This window comes from Oceanobacillus oncorhynchi, from assembly GCF_000821065.1.
GTDB classification, from domain to species: Bacteria; Bacillota; Bacilli; order Bacillales; family Amphibacillaceae; genus Oceanobacillus; species Oceanobacillus oncorhynchi.
Genome location: NZ_CDGG01000001.1, coordinates 4014312 through 4028381 on the forward strand (window position 1 = coordinate 4014312; position 14070 = coordinate 4028381).

Below are 14070 nucleotides of genomic sequence, written 5' to 3' on the forward strand. Positions count from 1 at the left end.
AATCACTTCCTGCGGGGTCTTCACCTGTTGCTTTTCCCGCAGGAGTCGGCTTCCCTCCGCTCCCATCTAAGAAGAATTATGTTTTATTTGCTTTCTTTCAAAGAAATGAAGCTAATTCTAGCGACGCTTTTTGATGGGACGAGTAATCGCAGTCCCAGAAGAAATACACGGAGACTCCTGTGGGAATGCGCAGGGTGAAGACCCCGCAGGAAAAAAGTGAATTTCTTTTTTTCTACCCTCAGAGCATAAGTGCGACTTTAGCTCTGTCTGCGCCTGTCGGCTTGCCAATTGCTAAGTCTTCTTTTCACCCTCGGGGCATAAGTGCGACTTTAGCTCTGTCTGCGCCTGTCGGCTTGCCAATTGCTAAGTCTTCTTTAGAGGAGATGAGCTCGGGCCCATGGAAAGTGGAGTTTATTTCTGGGGCCTAAGATTACTCACCCCATGAAACCCGTTGGAGCGGCTATATTCAGCATTTTTTATATACTTCTTATTCTTCAAGAAAAAATGAATACCAATTCATAACTATTGCAAGAAGTATTTCATCTGTTTTATAATTTAGAGTAAAGCGATTACATTTTGGAGGAGGTCATTCGATGGGGACATATTATTTAACGGTATTTTCACAATCAGGAGAAAAACTGCTTGATACACAATTTGATGCTTCCACGCATGCAGAAGCAAAGGAAATTGGAAAGGAAAAGCTGGATAAAGAGGGGTACGCTGAACATACACATCGATGTGTCAGCCCAAATGCTAAGCTGGTGCTCTTTCATCGTTAAAAAGTTAAAATCCCTGCTGCTGCAAAAGGTAAAGCAGCGGCAGGGATGTATCCGTTCATTTTTTATTCAGCTGCACCATAAAGTTCTTCTAATGGTTTTGTAATGGTTTGAGAGATTTCATTAATCACATTGTTTAGTTTCTGCTCTTCTTCCATTAATTTTGAGATGGCATCATGCTGTTGAACCGTCTCAACGATTTGTCTTGCTTTTTCAATTTCTTCTTCAGAAATATCTTGACCTTGCATATGCTTTTCCTGCAGGTTTAATTGTGTTTCACGGAAGTTTTCAAACATTTGCTTTGCAATTTCGTCAGACATTACTGCTTCATAAGCTTGTTTTAAATCCTGAAATTCTTTGCTTTCACGAAGTGCTTGTTCTAATTGATTTGCTTGTTCTTGTAAATTTGACATTAATATAACTCCTCCTTCATCGTCTCTTGCTACTATAACAAAGCTGTTAACGTATGTATAGCCATATCTATTTAATGGATTAAAAAATAAATCCTGCATTTTCATAGTATAATAAAAGCAGCATGCAATAGAACTGCTATCTCAGTTTAAAAGGAGGAATACGATTGCATTTACAACGATTGAAGAAGCTTTACCCCAGTTTGACAGAGCTTCCCAAAAACCAGAAAGAAGTAAACCCTGATTTTAAGTGGTACCAACTGGAAAATACCGTTATCGGTATTGATAATAAAGAATTAACAGACAGAGATAAAATCCTTCTGGGCACTTTTCTTACTTCTTACCATGTTCAGTTGCCCATTCAAACACCTAAAGAAAAACAGTGGGAAGCACGGATTCACCGGCAAAAAGACGCAAACCTTGGTAAAGCCGGGCGCTACCGTTATATTTTTTTTCGAATCGAACAAGGACAGATTGATACAAATGTATTCAGAAAAACGTTACAGGAATTTTTTTCAGGAGATTTATCTATATTATGGAATCATACAAATGAAGGGTTTATTATCGAGGAACCGGCCAGTTTTTTAGAGGAGGGCATCACTTATCACCAGATCGCCGATACATTAACAGGTGAATTATATGTGAAAATCATGTTTTTCATCGGCCCCTACTTAGAAAATGATAAAGACTTGGCAGACTGCATAGAGCAAATTACCACCATGGCAGAGAGAAGCTTTCGAAAAATGGACACAGCTGTGATTGATTATACCGAGGTATACCCTTCGTTTCTTATTGAAATTCTTTCCCATAAGCAACGGCAGCAATTAAGTGAATGGGTTTTGAAAGAGTTTTTAACAGACTTGGAGGCTTTAGAAACGATTCGAATGTTTATTCAATGTAATTTAAATGTATCTGAAACAGCAAAGAATTTATATATCCACAGGAACAGCCTGCAGTATCGACTCGATAAATTTTATGAAAGTACAGGCATTGATATCAAGCAGTTTGATAATGCATTTACCGTTTATTTAGCCATTTTAGCAAATATGCACAATATCCAGTCATAATTTTGTGCAACATCTCCATATTGTTTTTACAGCTTTTTCAGTAAAATTAAAAACATAAGAAAAACGCTTTCATTTTATTTTAACACTAAATCATTTTAAGGAGATGTCATCATGGCAGAATTAAAATTAAATCATATTCAAAAGAAATACGATAAGGATGTATTAGCGGTAAAAGATTTCAACTTACATATTCAAGATAAGGAATTTATTGTATTTGTCGGGCCATCCGGGTGCGGGAAATCAACTACATTGCGCATGATTGCCGGCTTGGAAGAAATATCTGACGGGGAACTGTATATTGATGAGAAATTAATGAATGATGTTTCACCAAAAGATCGAGATATCGCAATGGTATTCCAAAACTATGCCTTATACCCTCATATGAATGTATATGATAATATGGCATTCGGACTTAAGCTTCGCAAATTTAAAAAAGAAGAAATCAAAAAACGTGTTGATCAAGCGGCTAAAATTTTAGGATTAGAAGCATACTTAGACAGAAAACCAAAAGCATTATCCGGCGGACAAAGACAGCGTGTTGCTTTAGGACGTGCGATTGTCCGGGATGCCAAGGTATTCCTGATGGACGAACCTTTATCTAACCTGGATGCAAAATTGCGTGTGCAAATGCGTGCAGAGATCCAAAAGCTGCACCAGCGACTGCAAACCACAACTATCTATGTGACTCACGACCAGACCGAAGCAATGACAATGGCAACAAGACTCGTTGTAATGAAAGATGGTGTTATTCAGCAGGTTGGTGCTCCTAAGGATGTGTATGACTTACCGGAAAACATTTTTGTAGGCGGGTTTATCGGATCTCCATCTATGAATTTCTTTACTGGCACATTGCAGGGAGACAAGTTCCAAATCGGTGACCATTCCTTCCTGATTCCGCAGCCAAAGCTTGCACCGCTGAAAGAACAGGGCTATGAAGGAAAAGAGCTGACTATCGGTGTTCGTCCGGAAGATATTCATGATGAATTAGTCTTCTTAGAATCCTCTCCTGAGTCTAAATTGACAGCCAAAATTGAGGTTGCGGAATTGATGGGAGCAGAATCTATTCTTTATTCCAGTATCGATAATCAAGAATTTGTTGCGCGCGTCGATTCTCGTGCAGATATTCAAGGCGGGGATGAATTAGAGCTTTCCTTTGATATGAATAAGGTCCACTTCTTTGATAATGAGAGTGAACAGCGGATACGTTAAGACAGAAGATATTGGTAAAGGGGAACTCATTATAAGTTCCCCTTTTTAGCCAGTAATATTTTATTTAATAAAATTATTTACCATGCATTTGTTGTTGAGCAGTCTGCACTAGGCGTTTTGTGATTTCTCCACCTACAGAACCGTTTGCACGAGAAGTTGAATCTGCACCAAGGTTTACACCAAATTCTTGAGCGATTTCATATTTCATTTGATCAAGAGCTTGTTGTACTCCAGGCACTACTAATTGGTTTGAATTGTTGTTTGCCATGATTATCACCTCCTGTACAAGTATCTTCTGCAGTTTCGTCCAACTTATGATAGCTAATTTTTGGAAATTAAAAAAGCTGAACCCTATGCATGGATTCAGCTTTTTGATTGCTTCATGTTCGTATTCAAAAGTACTGCTTTCTAAGCTTATTTGGGATGTGTCATTTCCTCTGGTCTTACATACTCATCAAATTGTTCAGCAGTCAATAAACCAAGCCTAACTGCTGTCTCTTTTAATGTTGCATTATCTGCAAATGCTGTTTTGGCGATTTTTGCAGCATTTTCATAACCGATATGCGGGTTTAAAGCAGTTACCAGCATTAATGATCCATGCAGGTTTTTCTCAATTTGCTCCAGGTCCGCTTCAATTCCGACCGCACAGCGCTCATCAAAGGAAAGAATGCTATCTGCCAGCAATTGGCTGGATTGCAGGAAGTTATAGGCAATCACCGGTTTAAAGACGTTTAGTTCAAAATTCCCTTGACTGGCAGCAAATCCGATTGCCGCATCATTTCCCATCACCTGTGTCGCTACCATCGTTACGGCTTCACTTTGTGTCGGATTTACTTTTCCTGGCATGATCGAGCTTCCAGGCTCATTTGCCGGTATCGTAATTTCTCCAATACCACAACGCGGTCCGCTCGCTAACCAGCGTACATCATTGGCAATTTTCATCATATCTGCAGCAAGACCTTTTAACGCCCCATGCGCATAAACCGTCTCATCATGGCTCGTTAATGCATGGAATTTGTTTTTAGCAGAAATAAATGTTTTATCAGTATATGCTGAAATAGCTTTACAAACCTTTTCTGAAAAATCCGGATGTGCATTTAAACCCGTTCCGACAGCTGTTCCACCGATAGCCAGCTCCCGCAGATGTTCATTACTCTCTTTAATCATGGTGTATGATTTTTCTAACATCCGGTGCCAGCCGCTGATTTCCTGGCCTAACGTCAATGGGGTTGCATCCTGCAAGTGGGTCCGCCCTATTTTTACAATGTCCGTAAATTTATTTTGTTTTTCTTCCAGTGTGTCCTTGAGTTGCTTCACGGCAGGAAGTACGGTATCTTCCAATTTCAATACAGCTGCTACATGCATCGCTGTAGGGTATGTATCATTTGAACTTTGTGATTTATTTACATCATCATTCGGATGAAGTTTTAACTCGCTCCCCTGCTCTTGAAGCCATTGATTACCAACATACGCCAATACTTCATTTACATTCATATTTGACTGTGTTCCGCTTCCTGTTTGCCATACTACTAATGGAAAATGGTCATTTAATTTATCTGCTAATACTTGGTCTGCAGCATATTTTATTGCTTCCGCTTTTTCTTCCTCCATTAACCCCAGTTCAAAGTTGGCAACAGCTGTACTTCTTTTTAAAATTGCAAACGCTTTAATGATTTCGACAGGCATAGTTTCCTGACCAATCGGGAAATTCTGTTTACTGCGTTGTGTCTGCGCTCCCCAATATTTGTCGGCCGGCACCTTAATTTCTCCGATAGTATCTTTTTCAACACGATAATCCATCCTAATTCCTCCTTGAACTTTTCCTCGAATCATATCTAGTGTATCAAATTTTTTGATTTTTTTCGATTTCTTTTTCATGATATGATAAGAATAAGCATATTTCCAGAGAATATCAGCTATTTTTACGTATACCAATTGAATTGAAGAAAGGAAGAATAAATCATGCCGAATATCTGGACACATATTTTTTTCGCAGAAGATGCTTGCAATGCATTATCCTGGGATATCCACCATTCCCCTTCCAGACATGCTCTCTTTCTAGGCGCTCAAGGACCTGACCCTTTCTTTTATTACCGATTCTGGCCATGGCTTTCCAGTCAAAAGACCGGACAGGAAATCGGCAACACATTGCACACAAAAGAATGCGGCCCTTTTCTAATATACCTGATTGAACAGGCTCAGGAAGGGTCTGATGAAGTAAAAGCCTATGTGGCAGGTTTTATCACCCACCATCTGCTGGACCGTCATACACACCCTTATATCCATTACCGGGCCGGGTATCAGGGCAGTAAACACCAAAAGCTGGAAACCCTTATTGATACGAAAATGGCTTTAGACACACGTAAAATGGAACTGTGGAAGCATGCGGCATATGCAGAAATCAATGTTGGTGACACATTGCCTGTATCCATTTTATACATATTAGATGATGCTATCCGCAGGTTTCACCCCGAATTATCTTTTCAGACGAAGGATATTCAGATTGCTTACCAGGATATGATTACTGCTCAAAAACTTTTTGCAGACCCGGGCGGCTGGAAAAATAAAATCTTAAAAGCTTTTATCAGTTCTTATTCTCATCAGCCCATCCATGAAAATATCGATTATCTTAATGAAGAAAATAAGCTGTGGGTGCATGCAGCTACTGGAGAAAAACAGGAGGAAAGCTTTGCAGAGTTATATACGGATGCATTAAATGATGCTGTCAGCCTGCTTCCTTTGGTTACGGATTATTGGAATGAAGGCGGAGAATCAGTAAAAGCGCAGCTTATCCGCCGTATCGGCAATATTTCATATGATACCGGCACACCTGTAGCGAATCATGATATAAACCGCTTTAGTGTACCAATTATATAAGAAAAAGAAGCACATGCTCTTTGGTTCAAGACTCCTCTCAGCATGTGCTTATCTTTATTGCGGGCGTACGTTGACTTCCTCTTTTTTATTCGAAGCTCTCCTTGCCTCTTCTATTCCTTTATCAATATCCACGAATTTCAAGAGAATGATTCCGATAATAAAGAAGAAAATAAGCGATAAAATGCCTAAGCGGCTGTTTCCCGTCAATTGTCCAATAAGCGCAAATATAAATGGGCCGACTACTGCCGCGAACTTGGATGAAATACCATAAAATCCAAAAAACTCCGCATGCTTTCCAGTTGGTATCATACGTCCAAAAATGGAGCGGCTCAATGATTGTGCTCCTCCTTGAACCATTCCTACAATAATTGCCAGCATATAAAAATGAAGAGCAGTGCTCATAAAATAACCAATAATGACTATTCCTAAATAGATGTACAATGTGATAAATAATGCTTTCTTTGCTGTAATCTTTGTTGCCAGCCAACCGAAAAAGAAGGTAAATGGTATGCCGACAAATTGGGTAATCAATAACGCAATAATCAAATCATTCTGACCAATCCCAATCTCACTTCCATAAACAGTTGCCATTCGGATGATGGTAGAAATTCCATCATTATAAAGCCAAAATGCAATCAGAAAAATAGCCAGCTGTTTAAATTGCTTTATCTCCCGGAAGGTGTTTCCGACTCTGGAAAAACCAATGGCTATATATGATTTTTCCCGCTTTACTTTCTCTTTTTTCTCTTCTTTTATATTTTTCAGGAGCGGAATCGTAAAAATCAGCCACCAGATACCTACAGAAGCAAGCGAAATTCTGGTTGCCCATTCTGTATCAGGAATCCCGAACCAGGATGGGTTTAATATCATCATCACATTAACAGCTAATAAAATACCGCCTCCAATATATCCATAGGCAAAACCGCCTGATGATACTTTGTCCATCTCTTCTTTTTCAGCAATCTCCGGTAAAAATCCATCATAAAAAATATTACCGCCCGAAAATCCAATCGAACCAATAATGAATAATAAAGAGGCCAGTAAATAATCTCCCTCACTGATGAAGATCATTAAAATACTTGCAATAATCCCCATAAATGCGAAAAAACGAAGAAATTTTTTCTTTGCTGCTGAAAAATCACTGATGGCACCAAGTATCGGTGCAAGAATAGCTACAATCAGCACAGAGATAGATTGTGAATATCCCCAATAGCTTGTTGCTAAATGATCATCCAGACCAGATGCAGCAACTGTTGAATAATAAACGGGTAGTACTGCAGCCATCATCGTTGTTGCAAAAGCTGAATTCCCGAAATCGTACATCATCCAGCTGCGCTGTATTTTCTTTCTCGATTTTGCGTCCACTTTATCCCCCTCCTTTACTTGCATTATAATGGATTTATTTGGTTAATCCTATCTATTTTTTTAATTTAATATTATTTCTTAAAAAAACCTATATTCCGTCTTTTCTGCATGCAGTATATGCTGACATGAATGTTCTCACAACTGCTATTTACTTGGAGCGTGCAAAAGATAACTGCCATACTCCAAATAAAAAAACAAGAATACCGCTTGGTCTTTAAAACATCGGTGTCCTTGTCGAAGAGATGTCCGCTACGGGAAGTCGCTTTCCGTGGGCAACGGCTCAGCCTCCTCGGAACAAAACCGCTTCCTCCGGGGTCTTCACCTGTTGCTTTTCCCGCAGTAGTCAACTTCCCTCCGCTCCCATCTAAGAATAAATATGTTTCATTAGCTTTCTTATAAAGAAATAAAGCTAATTCTAGCGACGATTTTGATGGGGCGAGCAATCGCAATGGTTTTCGGTGGGACGAGTAATCGCAGTCCCAGTCCCAGCGGGAAGACCTCGCAGAAAAAAGCAAACTTTTTTTTTACTCTCGGGGCCTAAGATTACTCACCCCATGAAACCCATTGAATCGACTGCCTTCAACTTTTATAAGGTTTCTTATTCCTAAAAAAAAGGTATAGGCGCACTTGGTCTCAGGCACCTATACCTTTATAGTTAATCTTCCCACACATATTGTTTATAAGCTTCACTATATTTTTTAAAATCTACATAATTATTTGTTTCAATGGCTTGATTTATTTCTTCTTCTAAATGAGATTTGTTCCATTTAAATACAAGTTCGTCCAATAATAATTGAGCAGCAAGCTTCTCTTCAAATGCCATTTCTTTTCGTGCTGTTAACGGTTCTCCTACATACTGAAAAAAACGGTATACGACTTTTTCTTGTTTCATGGAAGTTTCCCCCTTAAAGCCTTTTACCCATTATGCACAAACTTTCAATAAATTTCAACTTATAAATATTATCCATTTTTTTCTTATTTATTTTCATCTATGCAAGCGCCTTATTTTCTGAATCATTTTATATATAAAAAGAAACAATAAATACTGCCATAGCAATGATTGTTTCCCAAAGGAAAATATGCTTACAATTCTCAATAACTCTTCCTGTGGTCTGTTATTTTTCTCTAGACCCACCAGTAAGTGATTTGATAGACTATATAAGCTAACTTGAATATGGTATGGAGATATCTAGTTAATTTTAGAATATGGTGGGATTAAAGATGAATAATCATAATGAAAACTTAAAAACCGGGGAAAAAGGAGCTTGGCTCAGCATCATCGCTTATATCTTTTTAGCCATTTTAAAGCTTTATATTGCCTCCATCGGAAATTCAGAAGGGCTGCGCGCTGACGGTTTAAATAACTTTACCGATATTATTGCTTCCGTTGCTGTATTAGTCGGATTAAAAATAGCGGTCAAACCTGCAGATTCCGTCCACCGCTACGGCCATTACCGTGCAGAAAGTATCGCTTCTCTATTTGCCGCTTTTATTATGATGTTTATCGGCCTTCAAGTCATATTTACTGCAGGCCGGACACTTTATGCATCCGATTATGAACAGCCTGATATGCTGACAGCCTGGGTAGCTATATTCGCTGCATTGGTTATGCTGGGTGTCTTCCGTTATAATTTAAAACTGTCCAAAAAAATCGGAAGCAGTGCACTTTATGCGGCAGCAATGGATAACCGTTCAGACGCTTTTGTAAGTATTGGCGTATTTATCGGCATTATCGGAGCCCAATTCGGACTATTTTGGTTAGATCCGATTGTAGCGATATTGGTCGGATTAATCATCTGCAAAACAGCATGGGATATTTTTAAAGATTCTACGGTTACGCTGACAGATGGATTTGATTATAAGAAATTAGATGAAATGAAGGAAGCTATCCGCACCTTTAAAAATGTACGGGAGGTTGTTGATATTAAAGGCCGTATTCATGGCAATCAAGAGCTTTTAGATATAACTATTTTAGTGGATCCCACCTTAAATGTTGTTGACAGCCATGCTATCACAGAGCATATTGAGGAGTATCTTTACAAAGAATACGGAATAAATCACGCATTGATTCATATTGAACCTTATGAAGAAAATAAAAAGTAAACTTCAGAAACAAGATGAACCATTTTCTATATCCTTAGAGAATGGTTCATTTTAATATTTGTATTTTCCTTTTTTATAAAATGAAGCTACATTTGCTCCTCTGTCAAAATAATTTCGTCCAATGTCGATAGCAGGAAAATTTCTCTGTTGTTCCTGTCGTCAAAGTTATCATTCGTTTTTTACCTCTTCTGCCCCCTTCTACCCCTGACAGTGAATACTAACTAATTATGAATCCTCCTTCTAGTTCAAGTAAGGTCCTCATATCACGAACAAGTATTTCCAACCTCCTTTCACGTACTCTATTTATTACAATCCAGGAGAAAAACGCTGCGTAATTTGACGAATTGTCAACACCCCTAGTATATTTAATAGGAATTACCGAAAACCATGATTTTTAAGTATTTCAATAATAATCAGCCTGGCCGGCAATATTCAATTATGGGAGGCAAACATGAACTGTTCTCAAAAAAGAGCATTCATGCATGATTTTTATATAGTTAGGATGAGAATATGCTTTGGGCAAAAGTAAAGAAAATGGACTTTTTGTTAATTGGTGCGGTAGGTATTTTATCAATTTTTGGACTGTTGATGGTATACAGTGCAAGCTTTCCAATTGGACAAATGTACTATGATAGCGGAAATTACTTTTTTGTAAAACAGCTGCAATGGCTCTTAATCGGCATAGCCTTCTTTACCTTGGCTGCGTTAATAAACCCTGCACTATATGCCAGATGGAGTCCCGCGCTTGTAATGCTCTCGTTAATTCTGCTAATAGCTGTTTTAATACCAAATATAGGAGTAGAACGCAACTTCTCCCAGCGCTGGATTGCGATTGGCGGATTTTTATTTCAGCCGTCAGAAGTGGTGAAGATATCCATGGTCATTTACTTTGCCTCGATTTATGCAAAAAAACAGTCGTATATCAACCATTTCGTACATGGCGTCCTGCCTCCGGTCATCATCTTGCTGCTTGTTTTTTTATTCATTTTATCACAGCCTGATTTAGGAGCAGCCGGAATTATTTTGGCCGCTTGCGGAATTATTGTTACATGCAGTGGTGTAAAAAAACGGCATATTTTTTTATTGGGAAGTGTTGCTGCTGTAGGTACGGTTTACTTCGCCCTAAGCTCAGCCTATCGTTTGAATCGTTTGACTTCCTTCAGGCAGCCGTTTGAGGAGTTTTCAGAGAATGGCTACCAGCTTGCAAATTCTTTGCTTGCAATCAATAGCGGCGGATTAATGGGAAACGGAATAGGTAACAGTACACAAAAGCTCGGCTATCTCCCAGAAGCACATACCGATTTTATTATGGCAATTACGATAGAAGAGCTCGGAGCAGCAGGCTTACTGATAGTTCTTGCTTGCTATATGATTATCCTGTTTAGAGGTATCTTCATCGCCAAACAGCTGTCCAATTCCTTTTATCAATTACTGGCAATAGGAATCACTTTTCTGATTATGATCCAGGCAGTGATTAATTTAGGAGCGATTTCTGGTATGTTACCGATAACGGGAGTAACATTACCATTCGTCAGCTATGGAGGCTCTTCCATTATTATAATGATGGTTTGTGCCGGAATTCTTGTGAATTTGTCTGCGAAAAGAGAAAGCTAAGTCAACTTTTGAAAAAGGCATCATGTACACTTATTGTTCTCAAAAAATAAATACGTAAATAGCAATTATTTGAATCTCTTATTGACAATTCAAGTAAATTAATTGTATAGTCATTATTAACAATTCAATCGTTTTGACAGTAAAAGTCCGCAGTAGATTATTATATGACAGTTATTTAGAGACAAGGTGGCTGGTGCAAACCTTGGTATATAATAGTTGAATTACAGGCTTTATTTTAAAACCTGTCACTGAAATCAAGCGGATGTACTTATGTGCATCAACTAGGGTGGTAACGCGGAGATTTACTTCGTCCCTTTCTATAGGGGCGGAGTTTTTTTATTGGTTTAAAACGATCATGCTGCAGCTTTTTACATTTCTTATAGAAAAATAGGCATATCTTATACATATGCAAAGCCAAGGAGGTAATTAAAAATGAATTCAATTAAAGCAAAACACCACCCTTCATTACTTGTTTCCGTCGTTTTCCTCATCCTGCTTGTGGGGATTATCAGCTTTTTTATGATTGGACTGGAAGCTGCACCGCATATTCCTATCCTTATCGCTATATTTATTTTGGTTGGTTATGGATTATGGAATAAAATCACTTACCAATCTCTGCAAAAGGCGATGGGCTTAGGAGCCGGTTCTGCAATGGGAGCGGTATTCTTATTCTTTGTAATTGGTATTCTAATCAGCAGCTGGATGATAAGCGGAACCATTCCTGTCTTGATGACAACTGGTTTATCTCTTATCTCAACTACATGGTTTTATGCGGTTGTTTTTGCTATTACCGGTATTATTGGTATCTCTTTAGGAAGCTCCCTGACTACTACTGCAACTGTCGGCGTTGCTCTGATAGGAATGGCCGGGGCGATGGACGCTTCTTTGGCGATTACAGCAGGAGCAATTGTTTCCGGAGCTTTCTTTGGTGATAAAATGTCTCCATTATCTGATACAACCAACCTTGCTTCAACGATCGTCGGTGTCGATTTATTTGAACATATTAAACATATTAGTTTAACAACGATTCCTGCATTTATTATTTCGTTTATTGCTTTTGCAATACTATCACCAAGTGGCTCCCATGCCAGCAATAATATTGCACAGTATCAGGAGGCATTACAAGGAACAGGATTGATACATTGGAGTTCCTGGATCCCATTGATAGTATTGATTGGCTGTACAATTATTAAATTGTCTGCTTTCTTATCTTTATCTATAAGCAGTGTCGTTGCCAGTATCATTGCGATTGCTGTTAATAAATTTCCTTTAAGCGCTATTCCTGCTATCTGGTTTGGCGGCTATACTGGAAATTCTGATTTTGATCCTGTTAATGAATTAATTACAAAAGGCGGTCTGGAAAGCATGTTCTTCACGATCGCCCTTGTACTTCTCGCTTTAAGCTTTGGCGGATTATTGTTTGTTACTGGTATTTTGCCGGCCATTTTAGAAGCACTGCAAAAACGACTTAAAAGAACAAGGTCCATCATCGCTTCCACTGCAGGGACGGCAATTGGGGTGAATGTTTTTATCGGGGAGCAGTATTTATCAATTCTGTTAACCGGCGAAACATTTCAGCAAATTTATGAAAGAGCCGGGCTAACGAAAAAAGCATTATCCCGTACGTTGGAAGATGCAGGAACAGTAATTAATCCGCTTGTTCCCTGGAGCGTATGCGGAGTGTTTATCGCAGATGTCTTAGGCATTCCTGTACTGACCTACCTGCCGTTTGCATTTTTCTGCCTGTTAAGTCCCGTGATTACTATTTTATTTGGAGCCCGAACAGCGAAAAAATAATCGAAAAAATACTCCCTAATGCGAAATTTCATGCTCACACATTAGGGAGTATTTTTATTATTTATCCTGCTCTGTTAAAATAATCGGCTCTTCCTTTGTAACAACGATTTGATGCTCAAACTGGGCGGAGCGTCCTTTATCAACCGTTCTTGCAGTCCAGCCATTATCATCCATCTTGCTGCGCCAGTCGCCTTCATTGATCATTGGCTCAATCGTAATAACCATTCCCTCTTTTAAACGAATGCCTTTATTTGGCAGTCCGTAATGTGGTACATGCGGATCTTCATGAATCGTCGGTCCGATTCCATGGCCGGTAAAATCTCGCACAACAGAAAAACCTTCCGCCTCCGCATACGATTGAATCGCGTGGCCTATGTCACCCAAACGATTGCCGTGCTTTGCCTGAGCAAGACCTTTGTACAATGCTTCCTTCGTTACTTCAATCAGCTTCTGTCCTTTTTCGTCTACATTGCCGACAGCATATGTCCACGCAGAATCAGCCAAGCCTCCATTTAAATTAACAACCATATCAATAGTTACAATATCTCCGTCTTCTAAGGGTCTATCTGTTGGAAAGCCATGACAAATTTCATCATTTAAAGAAGCGCAAATCGCATAAGGATAGCCATTATAGCCTTTTTGCTCCGGCGTTGCTCCATGCTCTTCTAAAAATCTTTCTACAAATGCGTCCAATTCGAGTGTTGTTACGCCCGGTTTAATCCGTTTTGCGATTTCTTTATGTGTGGCTACCAGCAAATCAGCTGCTTCCTGCATTTGCTGAACTTCCCGCTTACTTTTTCTTGTTATCATTCATTCTTCTTCCTTTCTGTCTTCTATATACACGATACTTTA

14 protein-coding genes are annotated in these 14070 nt (G+C 39.0%); 8 read left to right on the forward strand and 6 right to left on the reverse strand.

From position 1 onward, the window contains the following. Nucleotides 1–194 precede the first annotated feature (194 nt). The gene (locus BN997_RS23315) at nucleotides 195–428 is read left to right on the forward strand and encodes a hypothetical protein (protein WP_175297069.1); all 234 of its coding nucleotides are present in this window, start codon (nucleotides 195–197) and stop codon (nucleotides 426–428) included. A 165-nt stretch (nucleotides 429–593) separates the two neighbouring features. Beyond that, entirely contained in the window at nucleotides 594–779 is a 186-nt protein-coding gene (locus BN997_RS19180; RefSeq protein ID WP_042534658.1) for a YhzD family protein, read from the forward strand. A 62-nt stretch (nucleotides 780–841) separates the two neighbouring features. Here BN997_RS19180 and BN997_RS19185 read toward each other — a convergent pair whose 3' ends face one another. Then, nucleotides 842–1189 carry a YlbF/YmcA family competence regulator gene (locus BN997_RS19185; RefSeq protein ID WP_042534660.1) on the reverse strand — a complete coding sequence of 116 codons (348 nt, stop codon included), beginning with the start codon at nucleotides 1187–1189 and terminating at the stop codon, nucleotides 842–844. A 164-nt stretch (nucleotides 1190–1353) separates the two neighbouring features. On the opposite strand from BN997_RS19185, the gene BN997_RS19190 reads away from it, so the two are divergent. Together BN997_RS19190 and BN997_RS19195 are read left to right on the forward strand one after the other, a co-directional pair. Beyond that, nucleotides 1354–2253, forward strand: coding sequence for a PucR family transcriptional regulator (locus tag BN997_RS19190; RefSeq protein WP_042534662.1), 900 nt, complete (start codon nucleotides 1354–1356; stop codon nucleotides 2251–2253). A 111-nt stretch (nucleotides 2254–2364) separates the two neighbouring features. Continuing rightward, entirely contained in the window at nucleotides 2365–3462 is a 1098-nt protein-coding gene (locus tag BN997_RS19195) for an ABC transporter ATP-binding protein (RefSeq protein ID WP_042534664.1), read from the forward strand. A 73-nt stretch (nucleotides 3463–3535) separates the two neighbouring features. On the opposite strand, the gene BN997_RS19200 is transcribed toward BN997_RS19195, so the two are convergent. Next, nucleotides 3536–3730, reverse strand: a complete 195-nt coding sequence (locus BN997_RS19200; protein ID WP_040981996.1) for an alpha/beta-type small acid-soluble spore protein — start codon at nucleotides 3728–3730, stop codon at nucleotides 3536–3538. Between the two features lie 146 nt (nucleotides 3731–3876). Next, on the reverse strand, nucleotides 3877–5262 hold the full coding sequence (fumC, locus tag BN997_RS19205) for a class II fumarate hydratase (protein ID WP_042534666.1): 1386 nt from the start codon (nucleotides 5260–5262) through the stop codon (nucleotides 3877–3879). A 162-nt stretch (nucleotides 5263–5424) separates the two neighbouring features. On the opposite strand from fumC, the gene BN997_RS19210 reads away from it, so the two are divergent. After that, nucleotides 5425–6339 (forward strand): zinc dependent phospholipase C family protein, encoded by a 915-nt coding sequence (locus tag BN997_RS19210; protein WP_042534667.1) that lies wholly within the window; start codon nucleotides 5425–5427, stop codon nucleotides 6337–6339. A gap of 54 nt (nucleotides 6340–6393) precedes the next feature. Here the strand turns inward: BN997_RS19210 and BN997_RS19215 are convergent, their stop codons facing one another. After that, on the reverse strand, nucleotides 6394–7704 hold the full coding sequence (locus BN997_RS19215) for an MFS transporter (protein WP_084612988.1): 1311 nt from the start codon (nucleotides 7702–7704) through the stop codon (nucleotides 6394–6396). A 655-nt stretch (nucleotides 7705–8359) separates the two neighbouring features. Then, complete coding sequence (locus BN997_RS19220; protein ID WP_042534671.1) at nucleotides 8360–8596, reverse strand: IDEAL domain-containing protein; 237 nt, start codon at nucleotides 8594–8596, stop codon at nucleotides 8360–8362. 329 nt (nucleotides 8597–8925) lie between these two features. Between BN997_RS19220 and BN997_RS19225 the strand changes: the two genes are divergently transcribed. From BN997_RS19225 to nhaC, 3 genes are all read left to right on the forward strand, one after another. Continuing rightward, nucleotides 8926–9807: a cation diffusion facilitator family transporter gene (locus BN997_RS19225; RefSeq protein ID WP_042534673.1), complete on the forward strand. Its 882-nt coding sequence runs from the start codon at nucleotides 8926–8928 to the stop codon at nucleotides 9805–9807. A gap of 510 nt (nucleotides 9808–10317) precedes the next feature. Further along, nucleotides 10318–11421 carry a putative lipid II flippase FtsW gene (gene ftsW / locus BN997_RS19230; protein ID WP_042534675.1) on the forward strand — a complete coding sequence of 368 codons (1104 nt, stop codon included), beginning with the start codon at nucleotides 10318–10320 and terminating at the stop codon, nucleotides 11419–11421. 432 nt (nucleotides 11422–11853) lie between these two features. Then, entirely contained in the window at nucleotides 11854–13218 is a 1365-nt protein-coding gene (gene nhaC / locus BN997_RS19235; protein ID WP_042534676.1) for a Na+/H+ antiporter NhaC, read from the forward strand. A gap of 57 nt (nucleotides 13219–13275) precedes the next feature. Here the strand turns inward: nhaC and map are convergent, their stop codons facing one another. After that, the gene (gene map, locus BN997_RS19240; RefSeq protein ID WP_042534677.1) at nucleotides 13276–14028 is read right to left on the reverse strand and encodes a type I methionyl aminopeptidase; all 753 of its coding nucleotides are present in this window, start codon (nucleotides 14026–14028) and stop codon (nucleotides 13276–13278) included. Between the last annotated feature and the right edge of the window lie 42 nt (nucleotides 14029–14070).

Coding starts and splice junctions, on each gene's coding strand:
- BN997_RS19180 (WP_042534658.1), top strand. CDS start 594: ATGGGGACATATTATTTAACGGTATTTTCACAATCAGGAGAAAAACTG.
- BN997_RS19185 (WP_042534660.1), bottom strand. CDS start 1,189: ATGTCAAATTTACAAGAACAAGCAAATCAATTAGAACAAGCACTTCGT.
- BN997_RS19195 (WP_042534664.1), top strand. CDS start 2,365: ATGGCAGAATTAAAATTAAATCATATTCAAAAGAAATACGATAAGGAT.
- BN997_RS19200 (WP_040981996.1), bottom strand. CDS start 3,730: ATGGCAAACAACAATTCAAACCAATTAGTAGTGCCTGGAGTACAACAA.
- fumC (WP_042534666.1), bottom strand. CDS start 5,262: ATGGATTATCGTGTTGAAAAAGATACTATCGGAGAAATTAAGGTGCCG.
- BN997_RS19210 (WP_042534667.1), top strand. CDS start 5,425: ATGCCGAATATCTGGACACATATTTTTTTCGCAGAAGATGCTTGCAAT.
- BN997_RS19220 (WP_042534671.1), bottom strand. CDS start 8,596: ATGAAACAAGAAAAAGTCGTATACCGTTTTTTTCAGTATGTAGGAGAA.
- BN997_RS19225 (WP_042534673.1), top strand. CDS start 8,926: ATGAATAATCATAATGAAAACTTAAAAACCGGGGAAAAAGGAGCTTGG.
- ftsW (WP_042534675.1), top strand. CDS start 10,318: ATGCTTTGGGCAAAAGTAAAGAAAATGGACTTTTTGTTAATTGGTGCG.
- nhaC (WP_042534676.1), top strand. CDS start 11,854: ATGAATTCAATTAAAGCAAAACACCACCCTTCATTACTTGTTTCCGTC.
- map (WP_042534677.1), bottom strand. CDS start 14,028: ATGATAACAAGAAAAAGTAAGCGGGAAGTTCAGCAAATGCAGGAAGCA.